Below are 26,115 nucleotides of genomic sequence, written 5' to 3'. Positions count from 1 at the left end.
GGGGATCAGGCAGGCGCCAGCGATTCCCGGCGTACCTCGTCGAGCCATTCCAACAGGGGAATGGTGGCCGGCAGCAAGGGTTCCACGCCGACCGTGCCCTGCCAGGCGAACGCCTGCCCTTCCAGGCTTTGCGGCTCGCCCCGCCACTCGCGGCTGATATAGAAATGCAGGCGCACATGGGCGTGCGGATAAACATATTCGACGCCGCACCAGGCCTCGGCGCTATCGATATGCAAGCCCAGTTCCTCGACAAACTCGCGTTTCAAGGCATCAAGAATGGCTTCGCCTGGTTCGACTTTACCGCCAGGAAACTCCCAATAGCCGTCATACGGCTTGCCGGCCGGGCGCTGGCCCAGCAGCACGTCGCCATTCGGCTTCATCAGGATGCCGACGGCGACGTCCACCGGTTTGATTTTCACTTCGCTCATTGCGGCAACTTTCCCGCAGGTAGTTTCCCAGCGTAGTCGCGCGCGAATTGCCATGCCACCCGGCCCGAACGGGAACCGCGCTGCAAGGCCCAGCGCAGGGCGTCGCCGCGCGCTTGCGCGATCTGTTCCGGCGTGCAGCCGAACGAGGCCAGCCAGTGCGCGGCGATATCGAGGTAATCGTCCTGCTTGAACGGGTAGAACGACAGCCACAGGCCGAAGCGCTCGGACAGCGAGATTTTCTCTTCCACCGTCTCGCCCGGATGCAAATCGCCATCGTCGTCCGTCTTGTAGCTGCTGTTGTCCGACATGCGTTCGGGCATCAAATGACGGCGGTTCGAGGTGGCGTAGATCAGCACATTGTCCGATTGCGCGGCGATGCTGCCGTCGAGCGCCACTTTCAGCGCCTTGTAGCCGCTTTCGCCCTCTTCGAACGACAGGTCGTCGCAAAAGATGATGAAGCGCTCGGGGCGCGCTGCCACCAGGTCGACGATGTCGGGCAAGTCGGCCAGGTCGGCCTTGTCCACTTCGATCAGGCGCAGGCCCTGGCCGGCGAACTGGTTCAGGCAGGCCTTGATCAGCGACGACTTGCCCGTGCCGCGCGCGCCCGTCAGCAGCACGTTGTTGGCCGGACGGCTGGCCACGAACTGGCGCGTGTTCTGCTCGATCTGGGCTTTTTGCGTGCCGATATTGTGCAAGTCGTCCAGGGCGATGTTCGACACGTGGGCCACCGCCTGCAGATGGCTGGCCACACCCTGGCGCCGGCGCCAGCGGAAGGCGAAGCTGCTCCAGTCCGGCGCGGGCATCGGCTGCGGCAGGATCGCTTCCACGCGCGCCAGCAAGCTTTCCGCGCGCAGCAGGAATTGATCGAGACTGGTCATGAGCGGTAGTCGGCGTTGATCGACACGTAGTCATGCGACAGGTCGCACGTCCACAGGGTGGCCGTGGCATCGCCGCGCGCCAGTTTCACGCGGATGGTGATTTCGCTTTGCTGCATCACGCGCTGGCCATCCTGCTCCTGGTAGTCCGGGTTGCGGCCGCCATTCTTGGCCACCCACACGTCGTCCAGGTACAGGTTCAGCTGGCCCACGTCCAGGTCGTCCACGCCCGCATAGCCGATGGCGGCCAGGATGCGGCCCAAATTCGGGTCGGAGGCGAAGAAGGCTGTTTTCACCAGCGGCGAATGGGCGATGGAATAGGCGATCTTGCGGCACTCCTCCACGTTGCGGCCGTCTTCCACGGTCACGGTCATGAACTTGGTCGCGCCTTCGCCGTCGCGCACGATGGCTTGCGCGAGAAAAGTAGACAGTTCGGTCACGGCAGCGGCCAGTTCAGCATAGTGCGGCGAATCGATGGAATCGACGACCAGGCTGCCGGCACCGGTAGCGACCAGCATGAACGAGTCATTGGTGGAGGTGTCGCCGTCGATGGTGATGCAATTGAAGGACTTGTCGGCCGCCTGCTTCACCAGCTGGTCCAGCACCGGTTGCGCCACGGTGGCGTCGAACGCGAGGAAACCGAGCATGGTGGCCATGTTCGGCTTGATCATGCCGGCGCCCTTGCTGATGCCCGTCAGGGTCACTGCATGGCCGCCGATGGTGACGGTGCGCGAACCGGCTTTCGGCTGCGTGTCGGTGGTCATGATGGCTTCGGCGGCCGAGAACCAGTTATCCGAGGTCAGGGCGGCCACGGCTTGCGGCAAGCCGGCGACCAGGCGCTGCACGGGCAAGGGTTCGAGGATCACGCCGGTGGAAAACGGCAGGATTTGCTGCGGCGTGCAGCCCAGCAGCTCGGCCAGCGCGGCGCAACTGGCCTGCGCGTCGGCCAGGCCCGATTCGCCCGTGCCCGCATTCGCGTTGCCCGTATTGACCAGCAGCGCGCGGATCGGCGCGGCGCCGGCCGTCACGGCGGCCAGGTTGGCTTTCGCAATTTGCACGGGCGCGGCGCAGAAGCGGTTCAGGGTGAACACGCCAGCCACGGTGGCCGTCGGCGCCAGTTTCAATACCAGCAAATCCTTGCGGTTGGGTTTCTTGATGCCGGCTTCGGCAACACCGATTTCAATGCCGGCGACGGCTTTCAAGTCGGCGGCGACGGGCTTGGGGGAATTGACGGCCATATGAATTCTTCTGCGAGGGAAAAGGGAAGCGCTATTGTAGCGCCTTCGCGGCCCGGGTGAACATGCGGCAAAGGAATAGTCGCGGCGGCCACGGCGGCGCCGCGGCGGACCGGCTTGCGATTTATCAGAACCATGCCAGCGGACGGCGCTAAGGTATAGGAACAGACCTTCGCGAGTCTGGCACAAGCGCCCAGGGAGGATGTCATGGCGCATGGCAAGTCATACGGAATGCAACGCAGCGATTCAGGCCTGTTGTGCCTGTTTTGTCTGCTCACCTCGATGACGGCATGCACGGCGTCGCGCCCGCCGGCCGACAGCGCCGCCACTCCCGCCCCCATCAAGCAGGCGCGGGAAACGCCGCCGCCCGCGGTCCCGCCACCCGGCGACGCCGCATGGCCGCCACGGCCCAGCCCCGGAACCAGTACATGGTCAAGCCTGGGCGGACTGTTCGGCAACCTCGGCAAGCGTGGCGGCGGTGCCATCGGCGCCGCCACCGGCTCCATCAAGGATAAGGCCGCCCCGCCCGTCAAGAGCGACGGCGCGGCGGGCGCCACGCAAGTCACCGTATTCTATGCCACCGACAGGAAATATCAGCCGGAGAGCAACAGCTACGGCTGGCAACCCAACCGCGCGGCGCCCCACCTCAGTTATGGCAGCGTGCAAGTGAGCATTCCTGAAAAACGGGCGCCGGGCGAACTGCCCTTGCCACCCTGGTACGCCATCCTGTCCAGCAACGATGCGCAAAAATATGTGCTGATCCAGGGAGCCACGCGCCTGTCGCGCGCGGATTTTCTCGCCACCGTCAAGGCCAGAATACAAGCCGCCCCGGAACGCCGCGCCGCCTTCATCTATATCCATGGCTACAGCAATTCCTTTGACGACGCCGCCCGTCGCACGGCGCAGATGGCGGTCGACCTCGATATCGGCGCCCTGCCCGTGTTCTACAGCTGGCCATCGAAAGGCACCCTGGCCGGCTACGAGTTCGACGAAAACGCCGCCGAATGGACGCAGGCGCACCTGCAGGCCTTCCTGGCCGACTTCGCGGAACATTCTTCCGCCACGGATATCTACCTGATCGCCCACAGCATGGGCAACCGCCCGATGACCGTGGCCCTGGCCAACCTGCTGGAGCAACGCGCCGAGCTGCGGCCCCTGTTCAAGCAGGTGGTGCTGGCGGCGCCCGACATCAATGCCGATGTCTTCCGCGAGCAGATCGCTCCCCGTTTTGCCAGCCTCAAGCTTCCCGCCACCTTGTACGCCTCGGCCAACGACAAGGCCATGCGCGCTTCCTACAGTTTTGCCGACTGGGACCGGATAGGCGACATCCGTGCGCCCGTCGTCGGCATACCCGGCATGGAGCTCATCGATGCCTCGGCCGTCATCATGAACTTCATGGGACACGATTACTTCGCCAGCAACCGCGTCCTGCTGACCGACATCGCCACCATGATCAAGACGGGGCAACGGGCAAGGAACCGTGGCGGCTTGAAAGGCATTCCGGCGCAGGCGCCGCAATACTGGGCCTTTCCCTGAGCCGCCAGACGCGCGCGACGGGCAAAAAAAACGGAGACCGCAGTCTCCGTTCCTGTTCAAGCCATGCAGCCGGCTTTAAGCCAGCTTGCCGTGGCAAGCCTTGTACTTCTTGCCGCTGCCGCAAGGGCATGGATCGTTGCGGCCGACCTTGACGCCCATGCTCACGCTCATGTCGTCGACGTTGTCCATGCTGCCGCCGGCCGTCGGCGCCAGCAGTTCTTCCGGCGCCGCGTTCGGGTCGAATTCGGCGTGCTGGTAGTGCACGTTTTCCACGTGCGACTGCTGCATCGCCTGTTCGGCCGCATCGACTTCTTCGCGCGACTGGATGCGTACCGTCATCACGTGTTTCGTGACGTCGTTCTTGATCATGTCGAGCATCTGGCCAAACAGTTCAAACGCTTCGCGCTTGTATTCCTGTTTCGGGTTCTTCTGCGCATAACCGCGCAGGTGGATACCCTGGCGCAGGTGATCGAGCGCCGCCAGGTGTTCACGCCAGTGGCTGTCCACGCTTTGCAGCATGACATTGCGTTCGAAGCCGCCAAACGATTCCTTGCCGACGATATCGATCTTTGACTGGTACACGGCATCGGCCGCGACCAGCACTTTTTCCAAGATCTCGTCGTCCGTCAGGGTCGAATCGGCTTCCAGCATTTGCTGCAACGGCAAGTCGAGCTGCCATTCGCCGGACAGGGTGTTTTCCAGGCCCTTGATATCCCACTGCTCTTCCACCGATTCATGCGGCACGTACTCGTGTACCAGGTCGGTGAACACGCCATGGCGCAGCGAGCCGATCATCTCGGAAATGTCGGTCGTTTCCAGCAGCTCGTTACGCTGCTGATAGATGACCTTGCGCTGGTCGTTGGCGACGTCATCGTATTCCAGCAATTGCTTGCGGATGTCGAAGTTGCGCGCTTCCACCTTGCGCTGGGCCGATTCGATCGAACGCGAGACGATACCCGCCTCGATCGGTTCGCCTTCCGGCATTTTCAGGCGGTCCATCACGGCACGCACGCGGTCGCCGGCGAAGATGCGCAGCAGCGCGTCGTCGAGCGACAGATAGAAGCGCGACGAGCCCGGATCACCCTGGCGGCCGGCACGGCCACGCAGCTGATTGTCGACGCGGCGCGATTCGTGGCGTTCGGTGCCGATGATGTGCAAGCCGCCCGCATTGACCACGTGGTCGTGCAAGGATTGCCATTCATCGCGCAGCTTCTGCGACTGGGCGGCCTTGTCGGCGTCGCTCAGTTCAGGATTGGCTTCGATGAACTTGATCTGGTTCTCGACGTTACCGCCCAGCACGATGTCCGTACCGCGACCGGCCATGTTGGTGGCGATGGTGATGGCTTTCGGGCGGCCTGCCTGGGCGATGATTTCCGCTTCGCGCGCATGCTGCTTCGCGTTCAGCACGTTGTGCGGCAAACCGGCCTTGGTCAGGATGCCCGACAGCAGTTCCGAGTTCTCGATCGAGGTCGTGCCCACCAGCACGGGCTGGCCACGCTCATAGCAGTCGCGGATGTCGTTCAACATCGCGTTGTATTTTTCCGCCGACGATTTGTAGACCTGATCCTGACGGTCCTTGCGCTGCAGCGGACGGTTTTGCGGGATCACGACCGTTTCCAGGCCGTAGATTTCCTGGAATTCGTACGCTTCGGTATCGGCCGTACCGGTCATGCCGGCCAGCTTGGCGTACATGCGGAAGTAGTTCTGGAAGGTGATCGAGGCCAGGGTCTGGTTCTCGTTCTGGATCTTGACGCCTTCTTTCGCTTCGACGGCCTGGTGCAAGCCATCGGACCAGCGGCGGCCCGTCATCAGACGGCCCGTGAATTCATCGACGATCACCACTTCATTGTTCTGCACCACATAGTGCTGATCCTTGAAGTACAGCGCATGCGCGCGCAGGGCCGCATACAGGTGGTGCACGAGGGTGATGTTGGCCGAATCGTACAGCGACGCGCCTTCCGGCAGCAGGCCCATTTCCATCAGGATGCCTTCCGCTTTTTCGTGGCCGGCTTCCGTCAGCAGCACCTGGTGCGCCTTTTCATCCTTGGTGTAGTCGCCCGGCACTTCGACCTTGCCCTTGCCGTCCGGCGTTTCTTCGCCGATCTGCAAGGTCAGCAATGCAGGCACTTCATTGATCTTGTAATACAGGTCCGTATGGTTCTCGGCCTGGCCCGAAATGATCAGCGGCGTACGCGCTTCATCGATCAGGATCGAGTCGACTTCATCGACGATGCCGAAATTCAGGCTGCGCTGCACGCGCTCGCGCGCTTCGTAGACCATGTTGTCACGCAAGAAATCGAAACCGAATTCATTGTTCGTGCCATACGTGATGTCGGAGTTGTACGCCTGCTGCTTGGCGCTGTGCTCCATCTGCGACATGTTCACGCCCGTCGACAGACCCAGCCACGCATACAGGCGGCCCATGGTCTCGGCATCGCGCTGCGCCAGGTAATCATTGACGGTGACGATATGCACGCCCTTGCCCGACAAGGCATTCAGGTAGGCTGGCAACGTTGCCATCAGGGTCTTGCCCTCGCCCGTGCCCATCTCCGCGATCTTACCGAAATGCAAGACCATGCCGCCGATCATCTGCACATCGAAATGGCGCATGCGCAGGACGCGCTTGCTGGCCTCGCGGCAGACGGCAAAGGCTTCCGGCAACAAGGCATCGAGCGATTCGCCGGCGGCGATGCGTTCCTTGAAGGCAGGCGTCTTCGCTTGCAGCTCGGCATCCGACAGCTTTTCGATGGCCGGCTCGAGCGCATTGATCTCGCGTACCGTTTTTTGGTATTGCTTGAGCAGCCGCTGGTTGCGGCTACCGAAAATCTGGGTCAGTAATGACATGCTTGAATTCTTGAAAAAACGCCGTTAAAAAAAGCTCGGTAGGTGACAACGAGGTAACAATCGCGTGACCGCACGGAGTTCGACTATGGCAAAAGACGATGATTTTATCATGCGTTCCCGACATGGTTGGGGTAATGCTCCATATAACAATAGCTTAATGACAAACAAATGGCAGAAAATGCGGACATTTCCCATACTGTAAGGCAATACGGCTGGCCTGCCTGCACCGCACCCGCCGTCGCACTCGTCACGCGCTGGCGAGTGTGCTATGTTTCGGCCATGCGAACTCCCACTTATTCTCCGGCACCGCGCCGCGGCTACGGCTTTGCCCGTTCAAGCCCGGCCGTCACGGGCGCAACCGATTTTCTGCGCGGCAACGCCACGATGGCTTCCCTGATGCCCACCGTCACGCGCCTGGCCGCCCTGCAAAAAGATTGCGCCAAGGCCCTGCCGGCAATGTTCGAGCATTGCGACATCCTGCAATTCGAAGGCGGCCAACTGGTGCTGGCCACGCCGAACGCGGCGCTGGCGGCCAAGCTCAAGCAGCAATTGCCGAAGTTGCAAGGGGAACTGGAAAGAAAGGGCTGGCAGATTTCAGGCATCAAGCTGAAAGTGCAAGTCATCAAGAGCATCGCGCCCATCGTGCATACGCGGGCGCTGGTCTTGCCGGAAAAAGCCATGTCGGCCCTGGAAGAGCTGAGCACGGCCCTGCCGGCGTCGAAGCAGAACGAGCAACTGATCGCGGCGCTGCGAAACATGGTCCGCCATCACCGCGAACCTAAAGATTAGCAACGCCAGGCGGCAGCACGTAGGTCGGATTAGGCCCTTCGGGCCGTAATCCGACAACATTGTTGGCGCCTGCGGGGTTGTCGGATTACGGCCTGCGGCCTAATCCGACCTACGTCAACGACCACTCGCGCTCCATCTGGCGCAGGTAGGACTGCGGCGCCGCCTCGTTGGTGGCGAACGAGACGATTTCATACGACTCAGGCTGTTCCAGCAGCGCCAGAAGCAGCTGGTTGTTCAGCGCATGGCCCGACTTGTGCGCCGTGTAATAGGCCAGCAAGGGGTGGCCCACCAGATACAGGTCGCCGATGGCGTCGAGGATCTTGTGGCGCACGAACTCGTCTTCATAGCGCAAACCGTCGGCGTTGAGGATGCGGTACTCGTCCATGACGATGGCATTTTCCAGCGAACCGCCACGCGCCAGGCCCATGCCGCGCAAGCTTTCCACGTCCTGCATGAAGCCGAAGGTGCGCGCGCGCGCCACGTCGTGCACATACGACACGTCGCCGAAATCGACCGAGGCGCGCTGCATCGTGCCATCGACGGCCGGGTGATTGAATTCGATGAAGAAGTCGAGTTTGAAGCCGTCGTACGGCGACAGGCGCGCCCATTTCTCCGCGTCGCCCTTGCCGTGACGTACTTCCACAGGCTTGATGACCTTGATGAATTTCTTCGGCGCCTGCTGCTCTTCCACGCCCGCCTGCTGCAGCAGGTAGACGAAGGACGAGGCGGAACCGTCCATGATGGGAATTTCTTCCGCATTCACGTCGATATACATATTGTCGACGCCCAGGCCAGCCGCCGCCGACATCAGGTGTTCCACGGTGGACACCCTGGCGCCATCCTTGATCAGCACGGAAGCCATGCGCGTGTCGCCCACGGCCATGGCGCTGGCGGGGAATTCGACGATGGGATCGAGGTCGATGCGGCGAAACACGATGCCCGTGTCGATCGCGGCAGGACGCAGAGTCAGCTCCACCTTGGTGCCCGAGTGCAAACCGACACCGATGGTGCGGACCTGTTGTTTGATGGTGCGTTGTTTTAACATCTGTCGATTATATCTATTTGCCGGATTTTCGTTGCGGCGCGGCATGGCCCACGCCAGAAATACCACAACCATGCATTACGGCCATGCATTACGGATGTTCGCTTTCCGCATGCACGGCTTCGCGCCGCACCAGGTAAATGCCGCTGCCGATGATGATGGCCGCGCCGATCAGGGTGTATTCGTCGGGCAAGGCACGCCACAGCATCCAGTCCAGGGCCATGCCCCAGGCCAGGGCCGAGTATTCGAACGGCGCCACGCTGGACGCCTTGCCATGGCGAAACGCCTCCGTGATGGCCAGCTGTCCCAGGAAGCCGCTCAGCGACAAGCCCGCCAGCAGCCACCAGTCTTCGCGGCGGATGCCCACCCACTCGTGCGCCGACAGGGCCACGCCGCCGAGGGCCATCATCACCATCAGCCAGAAAACCATGCTTTCGCTGGCATCCGTACGGCTCAGGATGCGGCCCGTGACAGCCGAGATGGCGTAACAGGCAGCCGAACCCAGCACGGCCAGCCCGGCGACCGAAAAGAATCCCGAGCCGTCCGGGCGCAGCGCCACCAGCACGCCCAGCAGGCCCACAGCGATGGCGCACCAGCGCGCGAAGTCGACTTTTTCCTTCAGGATAAAAACCGACAGGACCGTGATCAGCAAGGGGGCAACGAAGAACAGCGCATACGTCTCGGCCAGCGACATGCGCTTCAAGCCATACGCGAACAGGGTAATCATCAGCACGCCGAGGATGCCGCGCAAGAGGTGCAGCGGCCAGCGCACCTTCAGCACGTTCTTGAAGGCGCCACGGTACAGCAGGTACAGGCACACGAGCGGCAGGGACGACAGGGCGCGCAAGGCCGTCACCTGCATGGGTGGATAATGGGCGGACAACAGCTTCATGGCCGTGTCCATCAGGGAAAACATGGCGACAGCGACCAGCATCACATAGATGCTGCGCAGGTTGGGATTGCGGGGTAACAGGACAGACTCCTGGCGAAAGAGCGGGACCGTCATCATGGCGACGGCCGGAGCCAGGACAGCGTGGCAGGGCCAGGCGGTCAGCCCGATTATAACAAGCGCGGCCGTTTTACCTTATGACAGCGGCAACAGCATCACCAGTTTCAAGTCGTGCTGGCGCGCCAGGTGCAAGGTCACCTGATTGAACGCCAGCAGCCCCTGTTGCGCGTGCTGGAACTGGCGCAAGCCGCCATCGCGGCCCTGCACCTGCTGCGCGCCCCACCACTGACGAAATTCAGCACTGGCCTCGGCCAGTTCGGCGATCAGGCCGGCCAGCGGCGCCTGGTCCGCCTGGCGGCCGATATCGGCGCGAAACTCCGCCACCAGGCGCCGCGCCCGCTCTGGCCAGCCGACGACCAGCGCGCGCGCGCCCGCGTCCTGGAACATGAAGCGCAGCTGGTTCGGCGCATCCCCGTCGCCATGCAGCCAGCCCGTGAACAGCATGGCCGCCGCGCCGTTCCACGCCACCGCGTTCCATGCGCGGTCCAGGATATACGCGGGCGCGTCGATGGCGGCGACGATGGCGGCCAGCTCGGCGGCCGCAAGCCCCCCGCCCTCGCCTGTGCCGTGACTGGGGTCATGCTTGTCGGCCACCTCGAACAGATAGGCGCGCTCGGCCGCGCTCAGTTGCAGCACCTGCGCCAGGCGCGCCAGCATCTTGGCCGAGGCCGACACGGGCCGCCCCTGCTCCAGCCACGTCAGCCAGGTGGGGCTGACGTCGCACAGCTGCGCCAGCTCTTCGCGCCGCAAGCCGGGCGTGCGCCGCCGCCCGCCACCGGGCAAGCCGGCCATGGCGGGGGTGACGGCTTCGCGCCGGGCGCGGATGAATTCAGCGAGCTTGTTTGACATCGGATGCCTGCATGGTAGTGGATATACCAGTATAAGTTATGGTCTTGTTACAGGATAATTTTATCCCTATTCTGCAGGAACTCACCCATTCACAGGAGAAAACCATGCAACAGCACGATGTCGTTACCGAACAGTTTGGCAAGACGGCGAATGCCTACCTGAGCAGCGCCGTCCACGCGCAAGGCGCCGACCTGGTGCTGATGCAGGAATGCGCGCGCCGCCACGGCAAGCCGGTGGTACTGGACCTGGGCTGCGGCGCCGGCCACGCCAGCTTCGCCGTCGCTCCCGTGGCGCAATCGGTGGTCGCCTACGACCTGGCGCAGCCCATGCTCGACGTGGTGGACTGCGCCAGGGTGCAGCGCGGCTTGCACAACATCAGCACGCAACAGGGCGACGTGGCCCGCCTGCCGTTTGCCGATGCCAGCTTCGACATGGTCGTCACGCGCTTTTCCGCGCACCACTGGAACGACGTGGCGGGCGCGCTGGCCGAAGCGTGGCGCGTGCTGCGCCCGAATGGCACCTTGTTGGTGGTCGACATCGTCGCGCCCAAGACGGCCCTGTACGACAGCACCTTGCAAGCGGTGGAAATGCTGCGCGACGCCTCGCACGTGCGCGACTACCGTACGTGCGAATGGGGCGCCAAGTTCGACAACGCGGGATTCACGCACAGCTTGCGCAGCGTGTGGAAACTGACGATGCAATTCGACGAGTGGGTGGCACGCATGCGCACGCCGAACGAGCGCGTGGCGGCCATCCGCAACCTGTTCGATGGCGCGCCCGAGGAAGCGCGCCGGTATTTCGCGCTGCAGGACGATTATTCGTTCAGCATCGATGCGGCCATGTTCGAGGCGATCAAGCCGCAGGTGCAATAAAAATGGGGTCGAACCCTTTGGGTCCGACCCCAGATTTTGATTTGGGTTGGTAGCAAGCTTTAGCTGGGCATTAACCCCACATCAATTGCTGGGGTCAGACCCCAAGGGTCTGACCCCGACCATCAAGCCAACTGACCCAGCAAGGTCTCGGCGTTCGACACTTCAAACTTGCCGCCCTGCTCGATGTTCAATTGCGTCACGACGCCATTGTCGACCAGCATCGAGTAGCGCTGCGAGCGCGTGCCCATGCCATGCTTGGAAAAATCGGCGTCCAGGCCCAGGGCCTTGCTGTAGGCGGCATTGCCGTCAGCCATCATGCGCACGACGCCGGTGGCTTTCTGATCGCGGCCCCAGGCGCCCATCACGAACGCGTCGTTGACGGAGATGCACCAGATTTCATCGACGCCCTTGGCCTTCAGGTCGGCGGCGTGCTGCACGTAGCCTGGCACGTGCTGTGCGGAGCAGGTCGGGGTGTAGGCGCCTGGCAGGCCGAAGATGGCGATCTTCTTGCCCTTGACCAGGTCTTGCACGTTGAACGTGTTCGGGCCCAGTGCGCAACCTTCGGTTTCGCTTTCGATGAATTCGGCCAGGGTGCCTTCTGGCAGGGTGTCGCCGATCTTGATGGTCATGTTGACTCCTTGTGTACTTGTCGGTTGAGGATGCTGCCGGCATGATGCCGACACTGCGCGATAGTATGCCTGACTTGCCGTATTTGTGCAGAAAACGGCCGGAAAGGCAAAGTCAAAAGTCAAAAACCGGCAAAAAAAACGGCGGCCCTCAGGCCGCCGTCATGCGTGCATACATCAAACCACCTTAGTCGGCTTGCTTGCGCAGGAACGCTGGAATGTCATACGTCTCCATGCCATTCTTTTCCATCGCGCGCACCTGCTCGGAAGCCGATTCGCGACGCCATACCGCCGGCGCCTTCATGCCGTCGAAACCGGCTGCCGGCGTGGCCACGCCTACCGTCGTCGTCGCCGCTTGCGCGCTACCCATGGCAGCCGACGGGGTCAACGGGCTGTTGTGGGTACCGGTGCGCAGCACTTGCTGCGGTACCAGCTGGATGTTTTTCTTCGCGCGGCCCAGGCCCGTGGCCACCACGGTGACGCGGATGTCGTCGCCCATGGCGTCGTCGTAGGCGATACCTTGCGCGATCGACGCGTCCGGCGCGGCAAACGCGCGCACGGCGGCCATGACTTCCTTGATCTCTTTACCTTTCAAGCCACGGCTGGCCGTGACGTTGACCAGCACGCCGCGCGCGCCAGAGAGATCAATGCCGTCCAGCAGCGGCGAAGCGACGGCCTGTTCGGCGGCGATGCGCGCGCGGTCGACGCCGGAAGCCGTCGCCGTGCCCATCATGGCCTTGCCCTGCTCGCCCATGATGGTTTTCACGTCGTTGAAGTCGACGTTGATATGGCCAGGCACGTTGATGATCTCGGCAATGCCGGCCACCGCGTTGTTGAGCACATCATCGGCGTGCTGCATCCATTCCAGCATGCTTTCGTCTTCGTAGATCTCTTCCAGTTTTTCATTGAGGATGATGATCAGCGAATCGACGTGCAGCGACAGCTGTTCCAGGCCTTCGTCGGCGATGTCCATGCACTTCTGGCCTTCGTACGAAAATGGCTTGGAAACCACGGCCACCGTCAGCGCGCCCAGTTCCTTGGCCACTTCGGCAACGATAGGAGCGGCGCCCGTGCCCGTGCCGCCGCCCATGCCGGCGGCGATGAAGACCATGTGCGCGCCGCGCAGCGAATCGGCGATGCGCGCGCGCGATTCTTCGGCCAGCTGGCGGCCGACGGCAGGCTTCATGCCGGCGCCCAGGCCGGTGTCGCCGATCTGGATGATGTTGTGGGCCTTCGATGTCGACAGGGCCTGTGCGTCGGTGTTGGCGGCAATGAACTCCACACCCGACATGCCTTTGTTGATCATGTGTTGGACTGCATTGCCACCCGCACCGCCGACGCCGACGACCTTGATGACGGTACCTAAAGCTGTGTTATCGACCATATCGAACTCCATGATGTGCTCCTATCAGATGCGGTTTCCAAGCGCCAGGCCTCATATTGGTAGGAGAACTGGAGATTGAAAACTGCGGTTAAATATAAAATAAAGTTATGTGTGTGTACCTGCGATGCTGCCAAAAAACCTGTGCTGCCGGGCGAAAATCATGCCCTTAAAAATTCCCTAAAAACCATTCCTTCATGCGCTGCCAGACCGCCTTCACCGAGCCGTCCTGACGCGTCACGATGTGGCCGCGCAGGTATTGCTTCTTCGCTTCCAGCAGCAGGCCCAAGACCGTGGCATAGCGCGGACTGCGCACCACGTCGGCCAGCTGGCCCCGATACTCTGGCGTGCCAAGGCGCGCCGGTTTCAGGAAAATGTCTTCGGCCATTTCCACCATGCCGGGCATGATGGAGGTGCCGCCCGTGAGCACGATGCCCGACGACAGCACGCCTTCGTAACCGGATTCGCGCACCACCTGGTGCACCATCGCGAACAGCTCTTCGACGCGCGGCTCGATCACTGCCGCCAGCGCCTGGCGCGACAGGTTGCGCGGGCCGCGGTCGCCCAGGCCAGGCACTTCCAGCGATTCGCCAGGGTCGGCCAGGACCTGCTTGGCCACGCCATAGCGGATCTTGATTTCTTCCGCTTCCGCGGTCGGGGTACGCAAGGCCATGGCGATGTCGTTGGTGATCTGGTCGCCGGCGATGGGAATGACTGCCGTATGGCGGATCGCGCCATCGGAGAATACCGCCACATCGGTCGTGCCGCCGCCGATGTCGATCAGCACCACGCCCAGTTCCTTCTCGTCGGGCGTGAGCACCGCATCGGCGGACGCCATCGGCTGCAGGATCAGGTCCGACACTTCCAGGCCGCAGCGGCGCACGCACTTGACGATGTTCTGCACCGCCGACACGGCGCCGGTGACGATATGCACCTTCACCTCCAGGCGGATGCCGCTCATGCCGATAGGCTCGCGCACATCTTCCTGGCTGTCGACGATGAACTCTTGCGGCACCGTGTGCAGCAATTGCTGATCGGTCGGAATGTTAACCGCTTTTGCCGTCTCGATGACGCGCGCCACGTCGGTCGCCGTCACTTCCTTGTCCTTGATGGCCACCATGCCGCTGGAATTGAAGCTGCGGATATGGCTGCCCGCAATGCCCGCGTACACATTGCGGATCTTGCAGTCGGCCATCAGCTCGGCCTCTTCCAGCGCGCGCTGGATGGACTCCACCGTGGCCTCGATATTGACCACCACGCCCTTTTTCAGGCCCTTCGATTCGTGCTGGCCCAGCCCGATCACTTCGTGGCGCCCGTCGGACATCACTTCGGCTACCACCGCCACCACTTTCGAGGTGCCGATGTCGAGGCCGACGATCAGGTTTTTCGCGTCTTTTGTCATTTCTGTCGCCTAGTTTTTTGGGCTATTGTTAAATTGATGATTCGGTTAAGCCGGTTTTTTAATCGGACTGCCATTTTTCTTCCTGATCGCCGGCGCCGGCCTGCCATCCTTGCCTTCGGCCGGTATCACCAGGCCGGCGGAACTGAGCGCCAGCCCGTTCTGGTAGCGCATATCGATCGTGTCGATATTTTCCAGCCGGCTCGCCAGCTGCGGGTAGATGCCCACCAGCCGGTCGACCCGCGCCTTCAGGGTCGTATGATTCTGCTCGCGCCCCAGCGCCACGCTCATGCCGTTATCCAGCTTCACGGTCCACGCATAGCGGCTCGACAGCGACAGGCTTTCCGGCACCATCTTCAGCGGCGCAAACCACTTTGCCAGCTGCACATAGGTGGCCAGCACTTCCTTCTCGCTGCCATCGGGGCCGGCGAAGGCGGGCAATTCATGGTCGTCTTCGGCTTCGGCCACATTGGCTGTAAACACGTCGCCCTTGACCGACAGCAATCGCCCATCCTCGCCCCAGGTGCCCAGCGCCTCGTGTTCTTCCAGCGCCACGATCAGCTGGTTCGGCCACTCGCGCCGCACGCTGGCGCGGCGTACCCAGGGTACCGATTCGAACACGCCGCGCACGCTTTCCAGGTTGGTCGTGAAGAAATTGCCCTTGATGCGGCCCAGGGTGCCGCTGCGCAGGGTCAGGTAATTCACGTGGCGCAAGCCCTTCTCGTCCGCGCTTTCCACCTTGATGGTGCGCAGGTCGAACATGGGACGCTGCGACACCCACCAGACGCCGGCCGCCACGCACACGACCAGAACCGCGGCCAGCAAGCCGTTGGCAGTCGTATTGAGGCTTTTAGCGTCATGCCACATATCAGCGCTGTCCCTTGTGCATTTTCAGGCTGGCGCCAGCGACGATTTCCAGGCACAGGTCTTCATAGCTGGTGCCTTCCGCGCGCGCCGCCATCGGCACGAGCGAATGGCCCGTCATGCCTGGCGAGGTATTGACCTCCAGCAAAAACAGCTTGCTGTCGGCCGCGCGCATCAGCACATCGACCCGTCCCCAGCCTTCGCAGCCGAGGGCGCGGTAGGCTTCCAGCGCGATGCGTTCCATCTCGGCCACGATCGCCGGGTCCAGCTGCGGCGGGCAGAAATACTGCGTATCGTCCGTAAAATACTTGTTCTGGTAATCGTAATTGCCTTGCGGCGCGACGATTTCAATCGGCGGCAGCGCGCGCGCCGTGGCGCCCTTGCCCAGGATCGCGACGGTGAATTCGCGGCCCTTGATGAATTCCTCGGCCAGCACCGCATCATCGAGGCCGGCGGCGATGTCGTAGGCGGCCTGGAAGGCCGACGCTTCGTTGACGGTCGTGATGCCGATGCTCGAGCCTTCGTGCGGCGGCTTGACGATCAGCGGCAAGCCCAGTTCCGCGGCGACCTTGGCCAGGTCGGAGCTGTCGTCCAGCACCGCATACTTCGGCGTCGGCAACGAGTGCATCAGCCAGATCATCTTGGTGTAGACCTTGTCCATGCCCACCGAGCAAGCCATCACGCCGCTGCCCGTGTACGGGATGCCCAGCTGCTCCAGCGCGCCCTGCAGGCTGCCGTCTTCGCCGAAGCGGCCGTGCAGCGCGATGAAGACGCGGTCGAATTTTTCAGCGGCCAGTTCGGCCAGGCTGCGTTCGCCCGTGTCGAAGCCATGCGCATCCACGCCGCGGCTTGTCAAAGCGGCCAGCACACCCGCGCCAGACATCAGCGACACTTCGCGCTCGGCCGAGCGGCCGCCGAACAGGACGCCGACCTTGCCCAATTGTTTAACGTCGATAGCTGAAGCTTGGTTCACGTCAGGCCTTTACAGTGTGAGATTGATACGTTGTCAGTTGTTGCGGGATGCCGCTGATGGAACCCGCGCCCATGGTCAGCACGACGTCGCCGTCGCGCGCCACGCTCATGATGGTGTCAGCCATGTCCGTCATGGACTCGACGAAGATCGGTTCGATCTTGCCGCGCGCGCGCAGCGCATGCGCCAGTGCGCGGCCGTCGGCGGCGACGATAGGCGCTTCGCCCGCCGCATACACTTCGGACAGGAGCAGCACGTCCGGTGCGCCCAGCACCTTGACGAAATCCTCGAACAGGTCGCGCGTGCGGCTGTAGCGGTGCGGCTGGAACGCCAGCACCAGGCGGCGGCCCGGATAGGCGGCGCGCGCGGCGGCCAGGGTCACTTCCGTTTCCACCGGATGATGGCCGAAATCGTCGACCAGGGCGAAGCTGCCGCCGTTCGGCAGCGCCACGTCGCCGTAGCGCGTGAAGCGGCGGCCCACGCCGGAAAACTCGGCCAGGCCCTGCTGCGTGGCGCTGTCGGCGATGCCGATTTCGCGCGCGATGGCAATCGCCGAGCAGGCATTCTGCACATTGTGCATGCCGGGCTGGTTCAGCACCACGTCGAGGTCGGGGTAGCCTTCCTGCAGCACGGTGAAATGCATTTCCAGGCCCACGGCGCGCGCATTGATGGCGCGTACCTGCGCGTCTTCCGCGAAACCGTAGGTGGTGACCGGCTTGGTGACGGACGGGATGATGGCGCGCACGTGCGGATCGTCGATGCACAGCATGGCGCGTCCATAGAACGGCAAGCGGTGCGTGAACTGCACGAAGGCCTGCTTGAGCTTTTCGAAATCGTGCTCGTAGGTGTCCATGTGATCGGCGTCGATATTCGTGATCACTTCGATCATCGGCGTCAGGTTCAGGAAGGAGGCGTCCGATTCATCGGCTTCGGCCACCAGGTAGTCGCCCGAGCCCAGCTTGGCGTTCGCGCCGGCGCTGGTCAGCCGGCCGCCGATGACGAACGTGGGGTCGAGACCGCCCTGCGCCAGCACGGAAGCGACCAGGCTGGTGGTGGTCGTCTTGCCATGCGTGCCGGCGATGGCGATGCCGCGCTTCAAACGCATCAACTCGCCGAGCATCACGGCGCGCGGCACCAGCGGAATCTTGCGCGCACGCGCGGCCGCCACTTCCGGATTGTCTTGCGGGACGGCGCCCGACGTCACGACGGCATCGGCGTCGCCGATGTTCTCGGCCGCATGGCCGAGCATGACGGTCGCGCCCAGGCTCGCCAGGCGCTGCGTCGCCGCATTGCTGCCCAGGTCGGAGCCCGACACCTTGTAGCCCAGGTTGACCAGCACTTCGGCGATGCCGCTCATGCCGCTGCCGCCAATGCCGACAAAGTGGATATTGTTTACTTTATGCTTCACAGAGCTAACCTCATGCCAGTTTTTCCAATACGTGTGCGATCGCCTCATTGGCGTCGCGCTTGCCTGCTGCCAGTGCCGCCTGCGCCATCTGCTGGCAGGTATCGCGGCTCAGCGACGCCAGCAAGGTGCTCAGCGACGCCGCACTCATTTCCGTCTGCGGCAAGTGAATCGCCGCGCCCTGCTTCGCCATCCATTGCGCGTTGTCGCGCTGGTGGCTGGTGGTCGACGCCACCAGCGGCACGAGCACGCTGGCCACGCCGGCCGCCGTCAGTTCCGACAGGGTGATCGCGCCTGCGCGGCAAATCACCAGGTCGGCCTCGGTATACGCCCTGGCCATGTCGTCGATGAAATCGACCACATTGGCTTGCACGCCCGCCTGCGCATACGCGGCATGCAGGGCGTCGATATTCTTCTTGCCCGACTGGTGCGTCACCACAGGGCGTTCGCCCTCCGGCATCAGGGCCAGCGCGGCCGGCAGGCTGTCGTTCAGCGCCTTCGCGCCCAGGCTGCCGCCCACCACCAGAATGCGCAAGGGGCCACCGCGGCCCGCGAAACGCGTGGCCGGCGGCGCCATGGCGAGGATCTCGGCGCGCACGGGATTGCCCGTGACGACGGCCTTGCCGGCGGCGCTGCCGAAATCGGCGGGAAATCCGAAACACACCTGCTGCGCCAGCGGCACCAGCGTCTTGTTCGACAGCAGCAGCGCCGCGTCGGCATTGACCAGCACCAGCGGCACGCCCTTCAGGCGCGCCATCAGGCCGCCCGGCACGGTGACGTAACCGCCCATGCCCATCACCACGTCCGGCTTGCGGCTGGCGATGAAGCGGCGGATGGCAAAGAAGCTGGCCAGCATCCTGAAGCCGCCCTGGATGGTGTGCGCCAGGCCCTTGCCGCGCATGCCGGAGAACGCGATGGCGTCCATGGGAATGCCGCTTTTCGGCACCAGGTCCTGCTCCATGCCGTGGGTCGTGCCCAGCCAGCTCACTTCCCAGCCGCGCGCGCGCATCGTCTGCGCGATCGCCAGGCCCGGGAAAATATGGCCGCCGGTGCCGGCCGCCATGATCATCAGTCTTTTCGTCGTTTTCAAGTTCGTCACGTTATTCATAGCCGGCCTCCCCGCATCAGGATCCGGTTTTCGTAATCGATGCGCAGCAAAATCGCCAGGCCGATACAGTTAATCAGTACGCCCGTGCCGCCATAACTCATCAGGGGCAAGGTCAGGCCCTTGGTCGGCAGCAGGCCCAGGTTCACGCCCATGTTGATGAAGGTCTGCACGCCGATCCAGATGGCGATGCCTTTCGCCGTCAGGCCCGCAAAGGTCTGGTCGATGGCGATCGCCTGGCGGCCGATGTCGAAGGCGCGCTTGATAATCCAGTAAAACATGCCGATCACGACCAGCACGCCGACCAGGCCCAGTTCCTCGCCGATCACGGCCAGCAAGAAGTCCGTATGCGCTTCGGGCAGGTAGTGCAGTTTTTCCACGCTGCCGCCCAGGCCCACGCCAAACAGTTCGCCGCGCCCGAAGGCGATCAAGGAGTGCGTCAACTGGTACGCCTTGTTCAGCGCATTGTCTTCCTGCCACGGATCGAGATACGCAAAAAACCGCTCGCGGCGGAATTTCGACAAGGCGATGATGGTGACGAAGATCGCCGTCAGCATGGCGCCGATGCCGCCGAACCAGATGGCGTTGACGCCGCCCAAAAACAAAATGCCCATGGCGATGCAGACGATCACGCCGAAGGCGCCCAGATCGGGCTCCATCAGCAGCAGCAGGCCGACGAAGCTGACGGCCAGCGCCATCGGCATGAAGCCCTTGGTCAGCTTGTGCATGTATTCCTGCTTGCGCACCGTGTAGTCGGCCGCGTACAGCACCATCACCACCTTCATCAGCTCGGACGGCTGCGGCCGCAGGCCCGGCAGGTTCAGCCAGCGGCGCCCGCCGTTGACCGACACGCCCAGGCCCGGTATCAGCACCATCACCAGCAGCACCAGGGTGCCGATGAACAGCCACGGCGCAATCTTTTGCCAGGTGGCGACGGGGATGCGGAACACCAGCGCGCCGACGACGATCGACACGCCGATGAACAGCGCCTGGCGCACGACGAAGTAATTGTTCGTGTAGGCGGCGAACTTGCGCGCGTCCGACAGCGAGATCGACGCCGAATACACCATCACCATGCCCAGCAACATGAGCAGCAGGACGACCCACACCAGCGGCTTGTCATAGTCCATCATCTTCGACTGCCGCGCGCGGCTATCCAGCGGCTTGGCAGCCGAGCCGGAACCGAAGCGGAAGGGCAGTTGGAAGGCCATCAGAGATCCTGTCCGTTTTCCAGGGCGATGTCGCGCACGGCGTCAACAAACACCTGCGCGCGGTGCGCATAGTTCTTGAACATGTCCAGGCTGGCGCACGCGGGCGACAGCAGCACGGCATCGCCGGCCTGCGCCAGGCTGCTGGCGCGCTTGACGGCTTCCGGCAAGGTGGCGCAGTCGACGATGTCCACCCCGGCCGGCTCCAGCGCCGCGCGCAAGGCCGGCGCATCGCGGCCGATCAGCACCACGGCGCGCACATAGCGCGACACGGGTTCGGCCAGCGGCGAGAAATCCTGTCCCTTGCCGTCGCCGCCGGCGATCAGCACCAGACGCTGCTGCGCGCCGCCGAAGGCCTTGCCCAGGCCGGACAGGGCCGCCACGGTCGCGCCCACATTCGTGCCCTTGCTGTCGTCGTAGTACTCGACTTCATTGACCGCCGTGATCAGCTCCACACGGTGCGGCTCGCCCTGGTATTCGCGCAAGCCATGCAGCAGCGGCGCGAATGGCAGGCCGATGGCGCGGCACAGGGCCAGCGCCGCCAGCGCGTTCGCGGCATTGTGCTGGCCGCGGATTTTCAGCGCGTCGGCCGGCATCAGCTTTTTCGCCATCGTCGGCACCGGTTCCGGCGCCGGATCGTTCTTCCTGCGTTTTTTCTCGATCACTTCTTCGCTGGGCACGGCTTGCGCCAGCCAGAAGATGCCGCGTTCATTGACCAGGCCAAAGCTGTCCACCTCCGCCGGCTCGCCCGTGCCGAAGGTGATGGTCTCGGCCAGCGGATCGGCCATGTGCATGACCAAGGCATCGTCGCGGTTCAGGATACGCACGGTCTGGTCGCCGAAGATGCGCGCCTTGTCGGCAGCATAGGCAGCCATGTCGCCATGCCAGTCCAGGTGGTCCTGCGACAGATTCAAGACCGTGGCCGCATCGGCCTGCAGGCTGAACGTCGTGTGCAATTGGAAGCTGGACAGCTCCAAAATCCACGCCTGCGGCAAGGTGCTGGCGACGGCTTCCGCCACGTCAGCTTGCGCCTCCACCGGCTGCGGCGCAGGCTCGGCATCGAGCACTTCGCGCAGCACGTCCAGCGCGGCCGGGCTGATATTGCCGGCCACGCGCGTGGCCAGACCCGCGCGTTCGCACAGCAAGCCTACCAGGCTGGTGACGGTCGTCTTGCCATTCGTGCCCGTGATGGCGATGACTTTCGGCGCATAGCCGCGTTCCGCCTTGAGCGCGGCCAGCGCCTGCGCGAACAGTTCGATCTCGCCCCACACGGGGATATCTTTCTCCAGAGCGGCCGGCGCAATATGCGCCAGTTCGCGCTGCGGCGCCAGGCCAGGACTGACGGCGACGAAATCGACGCCCTCGAGCAGGTCGGCCGTGAAGGCGCCGGCGATAAACTGCGCCTGCGGCACGGCGGCCTGCAAGGCGGCCAGGCGCTCCGGCGCCTCGCGCGTGTCGGCCACGCGCACGCAAGCACCGCTGCGGGCCAGCCACAGGGCCATCGCCAGCCCCGATTCGCCGAGGCCCAGTACCAGTGCGGTTTTAGCGTCGTACATCATCAGCGCAGCTTCAAGGTGGTCAGGCCGAGCAGCACCAGCATCATGGTGATGATCCAGAAACGCACGACAACCTGCGTCTCTTTCCAGCCTTTTTGTTCAAAATGGTGGTGCAAGGGCGCCATCAGGAAGACGCGGCGGCCCACGCCATAGCGCTTCTTCGTATACTTGAACCAGACGACCTGGATGATCACGGACAGCGTTTCGACGACGAAGATGCCGCCCATGATGAACAGGACGATTTCCTGGCGCACGATGACGGCGACGGTGCCCAGTGCACCGCCCAGTGCCAGCGCGCCCACGTCGCCCATGAACACTTTCGCGGGATGCGTGTTATACCAGAGGAAGGCCAGACCGGAACCGGCCAGCGCGCCGCAGAAGATCACCAGTTCGCCAGCGCCAGGGATGTGCGGGATGAACAGGTAGCGCGCGTACGTGGCGTTACCGGTCAGATAGGCGAACAGACCCAGGGCCGTACCCACCATCACGGTCGGCATGATGGCTAGGCCATCGAGACCGTCCGTGAAATTGACGGCGTTGCTGGTGCCGACGATGACGCAATAGGTCAGCGCGATGAAGCCCCACACGCCCAGCGGATAGCTGATGGTCTTGAAGAACGGGACGATCAGGTCGGCCTTCGGCGGCAAGTCCATGGCGAAGCCCGATTGCACCCAGGCGTAGATCAGATTCCACACCTGGCCGGCATTGGGCTCGGAGATGGAGACGGAAAACGCCAGGTAGAACGCGGCGGCGATGCCGATCAGCGACTGCCAGAAATATTTTTCGCGCGAGCGCATGCCTTCCGGGTCCTGGTGCACCACCTTGCGGTAGTCATCGGCCCAGCCGATGGCGCCAAAGCCCAGGGTGACGATCAGCACCGGCCAGATGAAACGGTTCGACAGGTCGGCCCACAGCAAGGTGGAGATGCCGATGGCGATGAGGATCAACACACCGCCCATGGTCGGGGTGCCGTGTTTTTTCAGATGCGTTTGCGGACCGTCCGTACGCACGGCCTGGCCGACCTTCATGCGCGTGAGCATGCGGATCACGGCGGGGCCGGCGCACAGGCCGATCAAGATCGCCGTCAGGGTGGCGAAGACGGCGCGGAATGTGATGAAGTTAAAGACCCGCAGTGGGCCAATGTCGTCCTGGAAATAATGAGCGAGCCAGAGCAGCATGATTAGTGAGCTTCCTTGTTATTGTTGTTTGAACCAATCAAATGCTGCACGGCCCGCTCCATTTTCATGGAACGGGAGCCCTTGATTAATACTGTTGCATCCGAACGGCCGGACAAATGCGCATCGAGCGCTGCCAGCAAGCCGTCGAACTGTTCGAAATACTCCACGACCGTGCCTGATTCCTGGCTCGCGGCTGCCTGCGCCGCATTCACCAGATGGCGCGCCAGGCCGCCCGTCGCCAGCACGTGTTCGATGCCTTTGGCGGCGGCGTAGGCGCCGATCTCTTCGTGGAACTGCTGCCCTTGCGTGCCAACTTCCGCCATCTCGCCCAGCACCAGGATGCGCGGCTTTGCTGCCTGCGCCAGCACGTCGATGGCCGCCTTCACCGAATCCGGATTGGCGTTGTAGCTGTCGTCGATGATGGTGGCGCCGTTGGCGGCACGTTTTTTCTGCAGACGGCCATTCACGGGAGAAAACGCCTCCAGGCCCTGCTTGATATGTTCTGGCGCGATGCCGGCGCCGATCGCGCATGCCACGGCCGCCAGCGCATTGCGCACATTGTGTTCGCCCGCCGCCTGCAAGCCGACGAAGAACTGGCGCAAGCTGCCATCAGGTGCGCGCACGCTGACGAACAGGTCGCTGCCAAAGTCCTCGGCCGCGCGGTGCGTGCAGCTGACATCCGCCTCCTTCGACAAACCAAAGGTGATGACGGCGCGCGCGCCGGCCAGTTCGCGCCACAGGGGCGTGAATTCATCGCCATGCGGGAAAACGGCCACGCCGTCGTCGGCCAATGCCGCCAGCGCGGCGCCGTTTTCGCGCGCCACCGCTTCCACCGTATGCATGAATTCCTGGTGCTCGCGCTGCGCGTTGTTGACCATCGCCAGGGTCGGCGCGGCGATCGCCGCCAGGCGCGCGATCTCGCCCGGATGGTTCATGCCCATCTCGATGACGGCCGCCTTGTGCTGCTCGCTCAGACGGAACAGGGTCAGGGGCACGCCGATCTCGTTATTCAGGTTGCCGCGCGTGGCCAGGCGGCCTTCTTCGCCGAAGGCCGCCGCCAGGATCGATGCAATCATCTCCTTGACGGTGGTCTTGCCATTGCTGCCGGTGACGCCGATGACGGGCAGGTTGAAACGGCCGCGCCAGTGGTTGGCGATGCGGCCCAGCGCGGCCAGGGTATCGGGCACCACGATGGCCGGCACCTTGATGCTGTCCCAGCCTTCGGGCAAGCGCTCGACCACCACGGCGGCGACGCCGCGCGCGGTCACCTGGTCGAGGAAATCGTGGGCGTCGAAGCTCTCGCCGCGCAGGGCGACGAAGAGCGAGCCCGCTTGCGCGCTGCGGCTGTCGGTGGACACGCCGTCAAAAACGGCGTCGCCCGTCAGCTGCACGCCGGCCAGCGACGACATCAATTCTGTCAGGGTGCCGCGCATCAGTTCGTCCTCATCATCGTCAGGCGCGCGGACAGGGCCAGCTGCGCATGGTCGGCATCGGAGAACGGCAGCTTCTTGCCCTTGATTTCCTGGTACGGCTCATGGCCCTTGCCCGCCAACAGGATCACGTCCGGCTTGGCCGCATGCTTGATGACCGACAAAATGGCCCCGGCGCGGTCTTCGATGGCTTGCGGTTGCGGACCGTCGGCACGCATACCGGCGACGATCTGCGCGATGATGGCGTGCGGATCTTCGCTGCGCGGATTGTCGCTGGTGACCAGCACGTGATCGGCCAGCTGCGCGATGGCGCCCATCTGCGGACGTTTGCCCGGATCGCGGTCGCCGCCGCAGCCGAACACGCACCACAGCTGGCCGCCCCGCTCCTGCGCCACCTGGCGCAAGGCGGCCAGGGTTTTTTCCAACGCGTCCGGCGTGTGCGCATAGTCGATGACGACCATCGGCGCTTCCTGGCCGCCCACCTGCTGCATGCGGCCGGGGGCCGGCTGCAGCGATTCGATGCCGTCGATGGCGGCACGCAGGCCGGCGCCGTGCGCCAGCAAGGCGCCCAGCACGGCCAGCGCATTGCTGATATTGAAGTGGCCCACCAGTTGCGTCTTGACCAGCGCCACGCCCAGCGCGCATTCCAGATGGAAGTCGGTGCCGGCATGGCGGCTGCGGAACTGGCTGGCGCGCAGCATCAGCACGCCCGGCAAATCGGGCAGGCTGGCCGCGTCCTGCAAGGTGTAGCCGATGACGGGATACTCGCCGGACAGCTTGCCGTCTACGTGGCGCACCAGGCGCAGCCCCATGGCGTCATCCAGGTTGATGACGGCCGTTTTCAGGCCGGGCCAGTCGAACAATTTGACCTTGGCCGCCTCGTAGGCCGCCATGTCGCCATGGTAGTCGAGGTGGTCGCGCGTCAGATTGGTGAACATGGCGACATCGAAATGCATGCCGGCCGCGCGATCCTGGTCCAGGCCGATCGACGACACTTCGATGGCGACGGCCTTGGCGCCGGCGTCGCGCATGGCGGCCAGTTTGCGCGCCAGCAGCACGGCGTCCGGCGTGGTGTAGCCTGTGACGTCGAATTCGATGGCGCCGCGTGGCTTGCACAGGCCCACGCCCAAAGTCCCAATGACGGACGAGGTGACACCGAGGCGCGCCAGGGCCTGCGCCAGCCATAGCGCGCACGAGGTCTTGCCATTCGTGCCCGTCACGCCGGCGCTGAACATGGCGCTGTCGGGCATGTTGTAAAAAGCATGCGCCACGGGGCCGGCCAGGCGTTTCAGGTCGCTGACCAGCAGGTGCGGCACGCTCCATGCGGCGTCCCATTCGACGGCGTCATGCACGATGGCGGCGGCGCCCTGCTCGATGGCGGCGGCGATGAAATGGGTGGCGCCCGCATAGGCGAAAAACACGTCGCCGCGCTGCACGCGGCGCGAATCGGACGTCAGCTGCCCGGACGGGGCAGCCGTTTTGATCCACAAACTGATGTCTTGTATGGTCATGAG

The 26,115-nt window shown here is 63.6% G+C and carries 22 protein-coding genes; 3 read left to right on the top strand and 19 right to left on the bottom strand.

Going from position 1 to position 26,115, the window contains the following annotated elements; translation table 11 throughout:
• Positions 1-5: 5 nt before the first annotated feature.
• From GCN78_RS26235 to argJ, 3 genes are read right to left on the bottom strand one after another with little or no spacing between them, the layout of a single operon-like run.
• Complete coding sequence (locus tag GCN78_RS26235) at positions 6-428, bottom strand: NUDIX domain-containing protein (protein ID WP_152254329.1); 423 nt, start codon at positions 426-428, stop codon at positions 6-8.
• Positions 425-1,306, bottom strand: a complete 882-nt coding sequence (locus GCN78_RS26230) for an ATP-binding protein (RefSeq protein ID WP_152254328.1) — start codon at positions 1,304-1,306, stop codon at positions 425-427. Before GCN78_RS26230 ends, GCN78_RS26235 begins: the two co-directional genes overlap by 4 nt.
• Positions 1,303-2,541: a bifunctional glutamate N-acetyltransferase/amino-acid acetyltransferase ArgJ gene (gene argJ / locus GCN78_RS26225; RefSeq protein ID WP_152254327.1), complete on the bottom strand. Its 1,239-nt coding sequence runs from the start codon at positions 2,539-2,541 to the stop codon at positions 1,303-1,305. The genes GCN78_RS26230 and argJ overlap by 4 nt, the downstream gene beginning before the upstream one ends.
• A 228-nt stretch (positions 2,542-2,769) precedes the next feature.
• Between argJ and GCN78_RS26220 the strand changes: the two genes are divergently transcribed.
• Positions 2,770-4,074 carry an alpha/beta hydrolase gene (locus GCN78_RS26220; RefSeq protein WP_193316881.1) on the top strand — a complete coding sequence of 435 codons (1,305 nt, stop codon included), beginning with the start codon at positions 2,770-2,772 and terminating at the stop codon, positions 4,072-4,074.
• Between the two features lie 75 nt (positions 4,075-4,149).
• Here the strand turns inward: GCN78_RS26220 and secA are convergent, their stop codons facing one another.
• Positions 4,150-6,918 carry a preprotein translocase subunit SecA gene (secA, locus tag GCN78_RS26215; protein WP_152254325.1) on the bottom strand — a complete coding sequence of 923 codons (2,769 nt, stop codon included), beginning with the start codon at positions 6,916-6,918 and terminating at the stop codon, positions 4,150-4,152.
• Positions 6,919-7,197: 279 nt separating this feature from the next.
• On the opposite strand from secA, the gene GCN78_RS26210 reads away from it, so the two are divergent.
• A complete protein-coding gene (locus GCN78_RS26210) occupies positions 7,198-7,707 on the top strand; it encodes a DciA family protein (RefSeq protein ID WP_152254324.1) in 510 nt (169 codons plus the stop codon).
• 109 nt (positions 7,708-7,816) lie between these two features.
• Here the strand turns inward: GCN78_RS26210 and lpxC are convergent, their stop codons facing one another.
• The 3 genes from lpxC to GCN78_RS26195 all read right to left on the bottom strand — a co-directional run bounded on the left by lpxC (position 7,817) and on the right by GCN78_RS26195 (position 10,607).
• Positions 7,817-8,752: a UDP-3-O-acyl-N-acetylglucosamine deacetylase gene (gene lpxC / locus GCN78_RS26205; RefSeq protein ID WP_152254323.1), complete on the bottom strand. Its 936-nt coding sequence runs from the start codon at positions 8,750-8,752 to the stop codon at positions 7,817-7,819.
• Between the two features lie 88 nt (positions 8,753-8,840).
• On the bottom strand, positions 8,841-9,683 hold the full coding sequence (locus tag GCN78_RS26200; RefSeq protein WP_152254355.1) for a DMT family transporter: 843 nt from the start codon (positions 9,681-9,683) through the stop codon (positions 8,841-8,843).
• A gap of 150 nt (positions 9,684-9,833) precedes the next feature.
• Entirely contained in the window at positions 9,834-10,607 is a 774-nt protein-coding gene (locus tag GCN78_RS26195) for a helix-turn-helix transcriptional regulator (protein ID WP_152254322.1), read from the bottom strand.
• Between the two features lie 104 nt (positions 10,608-10,711).
• On the opposite strand from GCN78_RS26195, the gene GCN78_RS26190 reads away from it, so the two are divergent.
• Positions 10,712-11,479 (top strand): class I SAM-dependent methyltransferase, encoded by a 768-nt coding sequence (locus GCN78_RS26190; RefSeq protein ID WP_152254321.1) that lies wholly within the window; start codon positions 10,712-10,714, stop codon positions 11,477-11,479.
• 122 nt (positions 11,480-11,601) lie between these two features.
• On the opposite strand, the gene GCN78_RS26185 is transcribed toward GCN78_RS26190, so the two are convergent.
• From GCN78_RS26185 to GCN78_RS26130, 12 genes are all read right to left on the bottom strand, one after another.
• Positions 11,602-12,108, bottom strand: coding sequence for a peroxiredoxin (locus GCN78_RS26185; RefSeq protein ID WP_092717091.1), 507 nt, complete (start codon positions 12,106-12,108; stop codon positions 11,602-11,604).
• A gap of 184 nt (positions 12,109-12,292) precedes the next feature.
• Complete coding sequence (gene ftsZ, locus GCN78_RS26180) at positions 12,293-13,501, bottom strand: cell division protein FtsZ (RefSeq protein ID WP_034784974.1); 1,209 nt, start codon at positions 13,499-13,501, stop codon at positions 12,293-12,295.
• Between the two features lie 154 nt (positions 13,502-13,655).
• Positions 13,656-14,888: a cell division protein FtsA gene (gene ftsA / locus GCN78_RS26175; protein ID WP_010394955.1), complete on the bottom strand. Its 1,233-nt coding sequence runs from the start codon at positions 14,886-14,888 to the stop codon at positions 13,656-13,658.
• A gap of 45 nt (positions 14,889-14,933) precedes the next feature.
• Entirely contained in the window at positions 14,934-15,752 is an 819-nt protein-coding gene (locus GCN78_RS26170; protein ID WP_152254320.1) for a cell division protein FtsQ/DivIB, read from the bottom strand.
• A gap of 1 nt (position 15,753) precedes the next feature.
• Positions 15,754-16,722 (bottom strand): D-alanine--D-alanine ligase, encoded by a 969-nt coding sequence (locus GCN78_RS26165; RefSeq protein ID WP_226939832.1) that lies wholly within the window; start codon positions 16,720-16,722, stop codon positions 15,754-15,756.
• Position 16,723: 1 nt separating this feature from the next.
• Positions 16,724-18,127: a UDP-N-acetylmuramate--L-alanine ligase gene (murC, locus tag GCN78_RS26160; protein ID WP_035824839.1), complete on the bottom strand. Its 1,404-nt coding sequence runs from the start codon at positions 18,125-18,127 to the stop codon at positions 16,724-16,726.
• Between the two features lie 10 nt (positions 18,128-18,137).
• On the bottom strand, positions 18,138-19,232 hold the full coding sequence (gene murG, locus GCN78_RS26155) for an undecaprenyldiphospho-muramoylpentapeptide beta-N-acetylglucosaminyltransferase (protein WP_152254319.1): 1,095 nt from the start codon (positions 19,230-19,232) through the stop codon (positions 18,138-18,140).
• A complete protein-coding gene (gene ftsW / locus GCN78_RS26150) occupies positions 19,229-20,440 on the bottom strand; it encodes a putative lipid II flippase FtsW (RefSeq protein WP_152254318.1) in 1,212 nt (403 codons plus the stop codon). Before ftsW ends, murG begins: the two co-directional genes overlap by 4 nt.
• Entirely contained in the window at positions 20,440-21,996 is a 1,557-nt protein-coding gene (gene murD, locus GCN78_RS26145; protein ID WP_152254317.1) for a UDP-N-acetylmuramoyl-L-alanine--D-glutamate ligase, read from the bottom strand. Before murD ends, ftsW begins: the two co-directional genes overlap by 1 nt.
• Complete coding sequence (gene mraY, locus GCN78_RS26140) at positions 21,996-23,171, bottom strand: phospho-N-acetylmuramoyl-pentapeptide-transferase (RefSeq protein WP_152254316.1); 1,176 nt, start codon at positions 23,169-23,171, stop codon at positions 21,996-21,998. Before mraY ends, murD begins: the two co-directional genes overlap by 1 nt.
• A gap of 2 nt (positions 23,172-23,173) precedes the next feature.
• On the bottom strand, positions 23,174-24,604 hold the full coding sequence (locus GCN78_RS26135; RefSeq protein ID WP_152254315.1) for a UDP-N-acetylmuramoyl-tripeptide--D-alanyl-D-alanine ligase: 1,431 nt from the start codon (positions 24,602-24,604) through the stop codon (positions 23,174-23,176).
• A complete protein-coding gene (locus GCN78_RS26130) occupies positions 24,604-26,112 on the bottom strand; it encodes a UDP-N-acetylmuramoyl-L-alanyl-D-glutamate--2,6-diaminopimelate ligase (RefSeq protein ID WP_152254314.1) in 1,509 nt (502 codons plus the stop codon). Before GCN78_RS26130 ends, GCN78_RS26135 begins: the two co-directional genes overlap by 1 nt.
• Positions 26,113-26,115: the final 3 nt, after the last annotated feature.

Origin of the sequence: Janthinobacterium rivuli (assembly GCF_009208735.1) — a bacterium.
Classification (GTDB): Bacteria; Pseudomonadota; Gammaproteobacteria; order Burkholderiales; family Burkholderiaceae_D; genus Janthinobacterium.
This window is presented reverse-complemented; position numbering and strand designations above follow the sequence as displayed.

Excerpts from the sequence above, each read along its gene's own strand:
- GCN78_RS26210 (WP_152254324.1), top strand. The coding sequence starts at position 7,198 with ATGCGAACTCCCACTTATTCTCCGGCACCGCGCCGCGGCTACGGCTTT.
- GCN78_RS26170 (WP_152254320.1), bottom strand. The coding sequence starts at position 15,752 with ATGTGGCATGACGCTAAAAGCCTCAATACGACTGCCAACGGCTTGCTG.
- murD (WP_152254317.1), bottom strand. The coding sequence starts at position 21,996 with ATGATGTACGACGCTAAAACCGCACTGGTACTGGGCCTCGGCGAATCG.
- mraY (WP_152254316.1), bottom strand. The coding sequence starts at position 23,171 with ATGCTGCTCTGGCTCGCTCATTATTTCCAGGACGACATTGGCCCACTG.
- lpxC (WP_152254323.1), bottom strand. The coding sequence starts at position 8,752 with ATGTTAAAACAACGCACCATCAAACAACAGGTCCGCACCATCGGTGTC.
- argJ (WP_152254327.1), bottom strand. The coding sequence starts at position 2,541 with ATGGCCGTCAATTCCCCCAAGCCCGTCGCCGCCGACTTGAAAGCCGTC.
- GCN78_RS26235 (WP_152254329.1), bottom strand. The coding sequence starts at position 428 with ATGAGCGAAGTGAAAATCAAACCGGTGGACGTCGCCGTCGGCATCCTG.
- ftsZ (WP_034784974.1), bottom strand. The coding sequence starts at position 13,501 with ATGGAGTTCGATATGGTCGATAACACAGCTTTAGGTACCGTCATCAAG.
- ftsW (WP_152254318.1), bottom strand. The coding sequence starts at position 20,440 with ATGGCCTTCCAACTGCCCTTCCGCTTCGGTTCCGGCTCGGCTGCCAAG.
- GCN78_RS26185 (WP_092717091.1), bottom strand. The coding sequence starts at position 12,108 with ATGACCATCAAGATCGGCGACACCCTGCCAGAAGGCACCCTGGCCGAA.
- ftsA (WP_010394955.1), bottom strand. The coding sequence starts at position 14,888 with ATGACAAAAGACGCGAAAAACCTGATCGTCGGCCTCGACATCGGCACC.
- GCN78_RS26135 (WP_152254315.1), bottom strand. The coding sequence starts at position 24,604 with ATGCGCGGCACCCTGACAGAATTGATGTCGTCGCTGGCCGGCGTGCAG.
- murG (WP_152254319.1), bottom strand. The coding sequence starts at position 19,232 with ATGAATAACGTGACGAACTTGAAAACGACGAAAAGACTGATGATCATG.
- GCN78_RS26195 (WP_152254322.1), bottom strand. The coding sequence starts at position 10,607 with ATGTCAAACAAGCTCGCTGAATTCATCCGCGCCCGGCGCGAAGCCGTC.
- secA (WP_152254325.1), bottom strand. The coding sequence starts at position 6,918 with ATGTCATTACTGACCCAGATTTTCGGTAGCCGCAACCAGCGGCTGCTC.
- GCN78_RS26230 (WP_152254328.1), bottom strand. The coding sequence starts at position 1,306 with ATGACCAGTCTCGATCAATTCCTGCTGCGCGCGGAAAGCTTGCTGGCG.
- GCN78_RS26130 (WP_152254314.1), bottom strand. The coding sequence starts at position 26,112 with ATGACCATACAAGACATCAGTTTGTGGATCAAAACGGCTGCCCCGTCC.
- GCN78_RS26220 (WP_193316881.1), top strand. The coding sequence starts at position 2,770 with ATGCAACGCAGCGATTCAGGCCTGTTGTGCCTGTTTTGTCTGCTCACC.
- GCN78_RS26190 (WP_152254321.1), top strand. The coding sequence starts at position 10,712 with ATGCAACAGCACGATGTCGTTACCGAACAGTTTGGCAAGACGGCGAAT.
- GCN78_RS26200 (WP_152254355.1), bottom strand. The coding sequence starts at position 9,683 with ATGCTGGTCGCTGTCGCCATGTTTTCCCTGATGGACACGGCCATGAAG.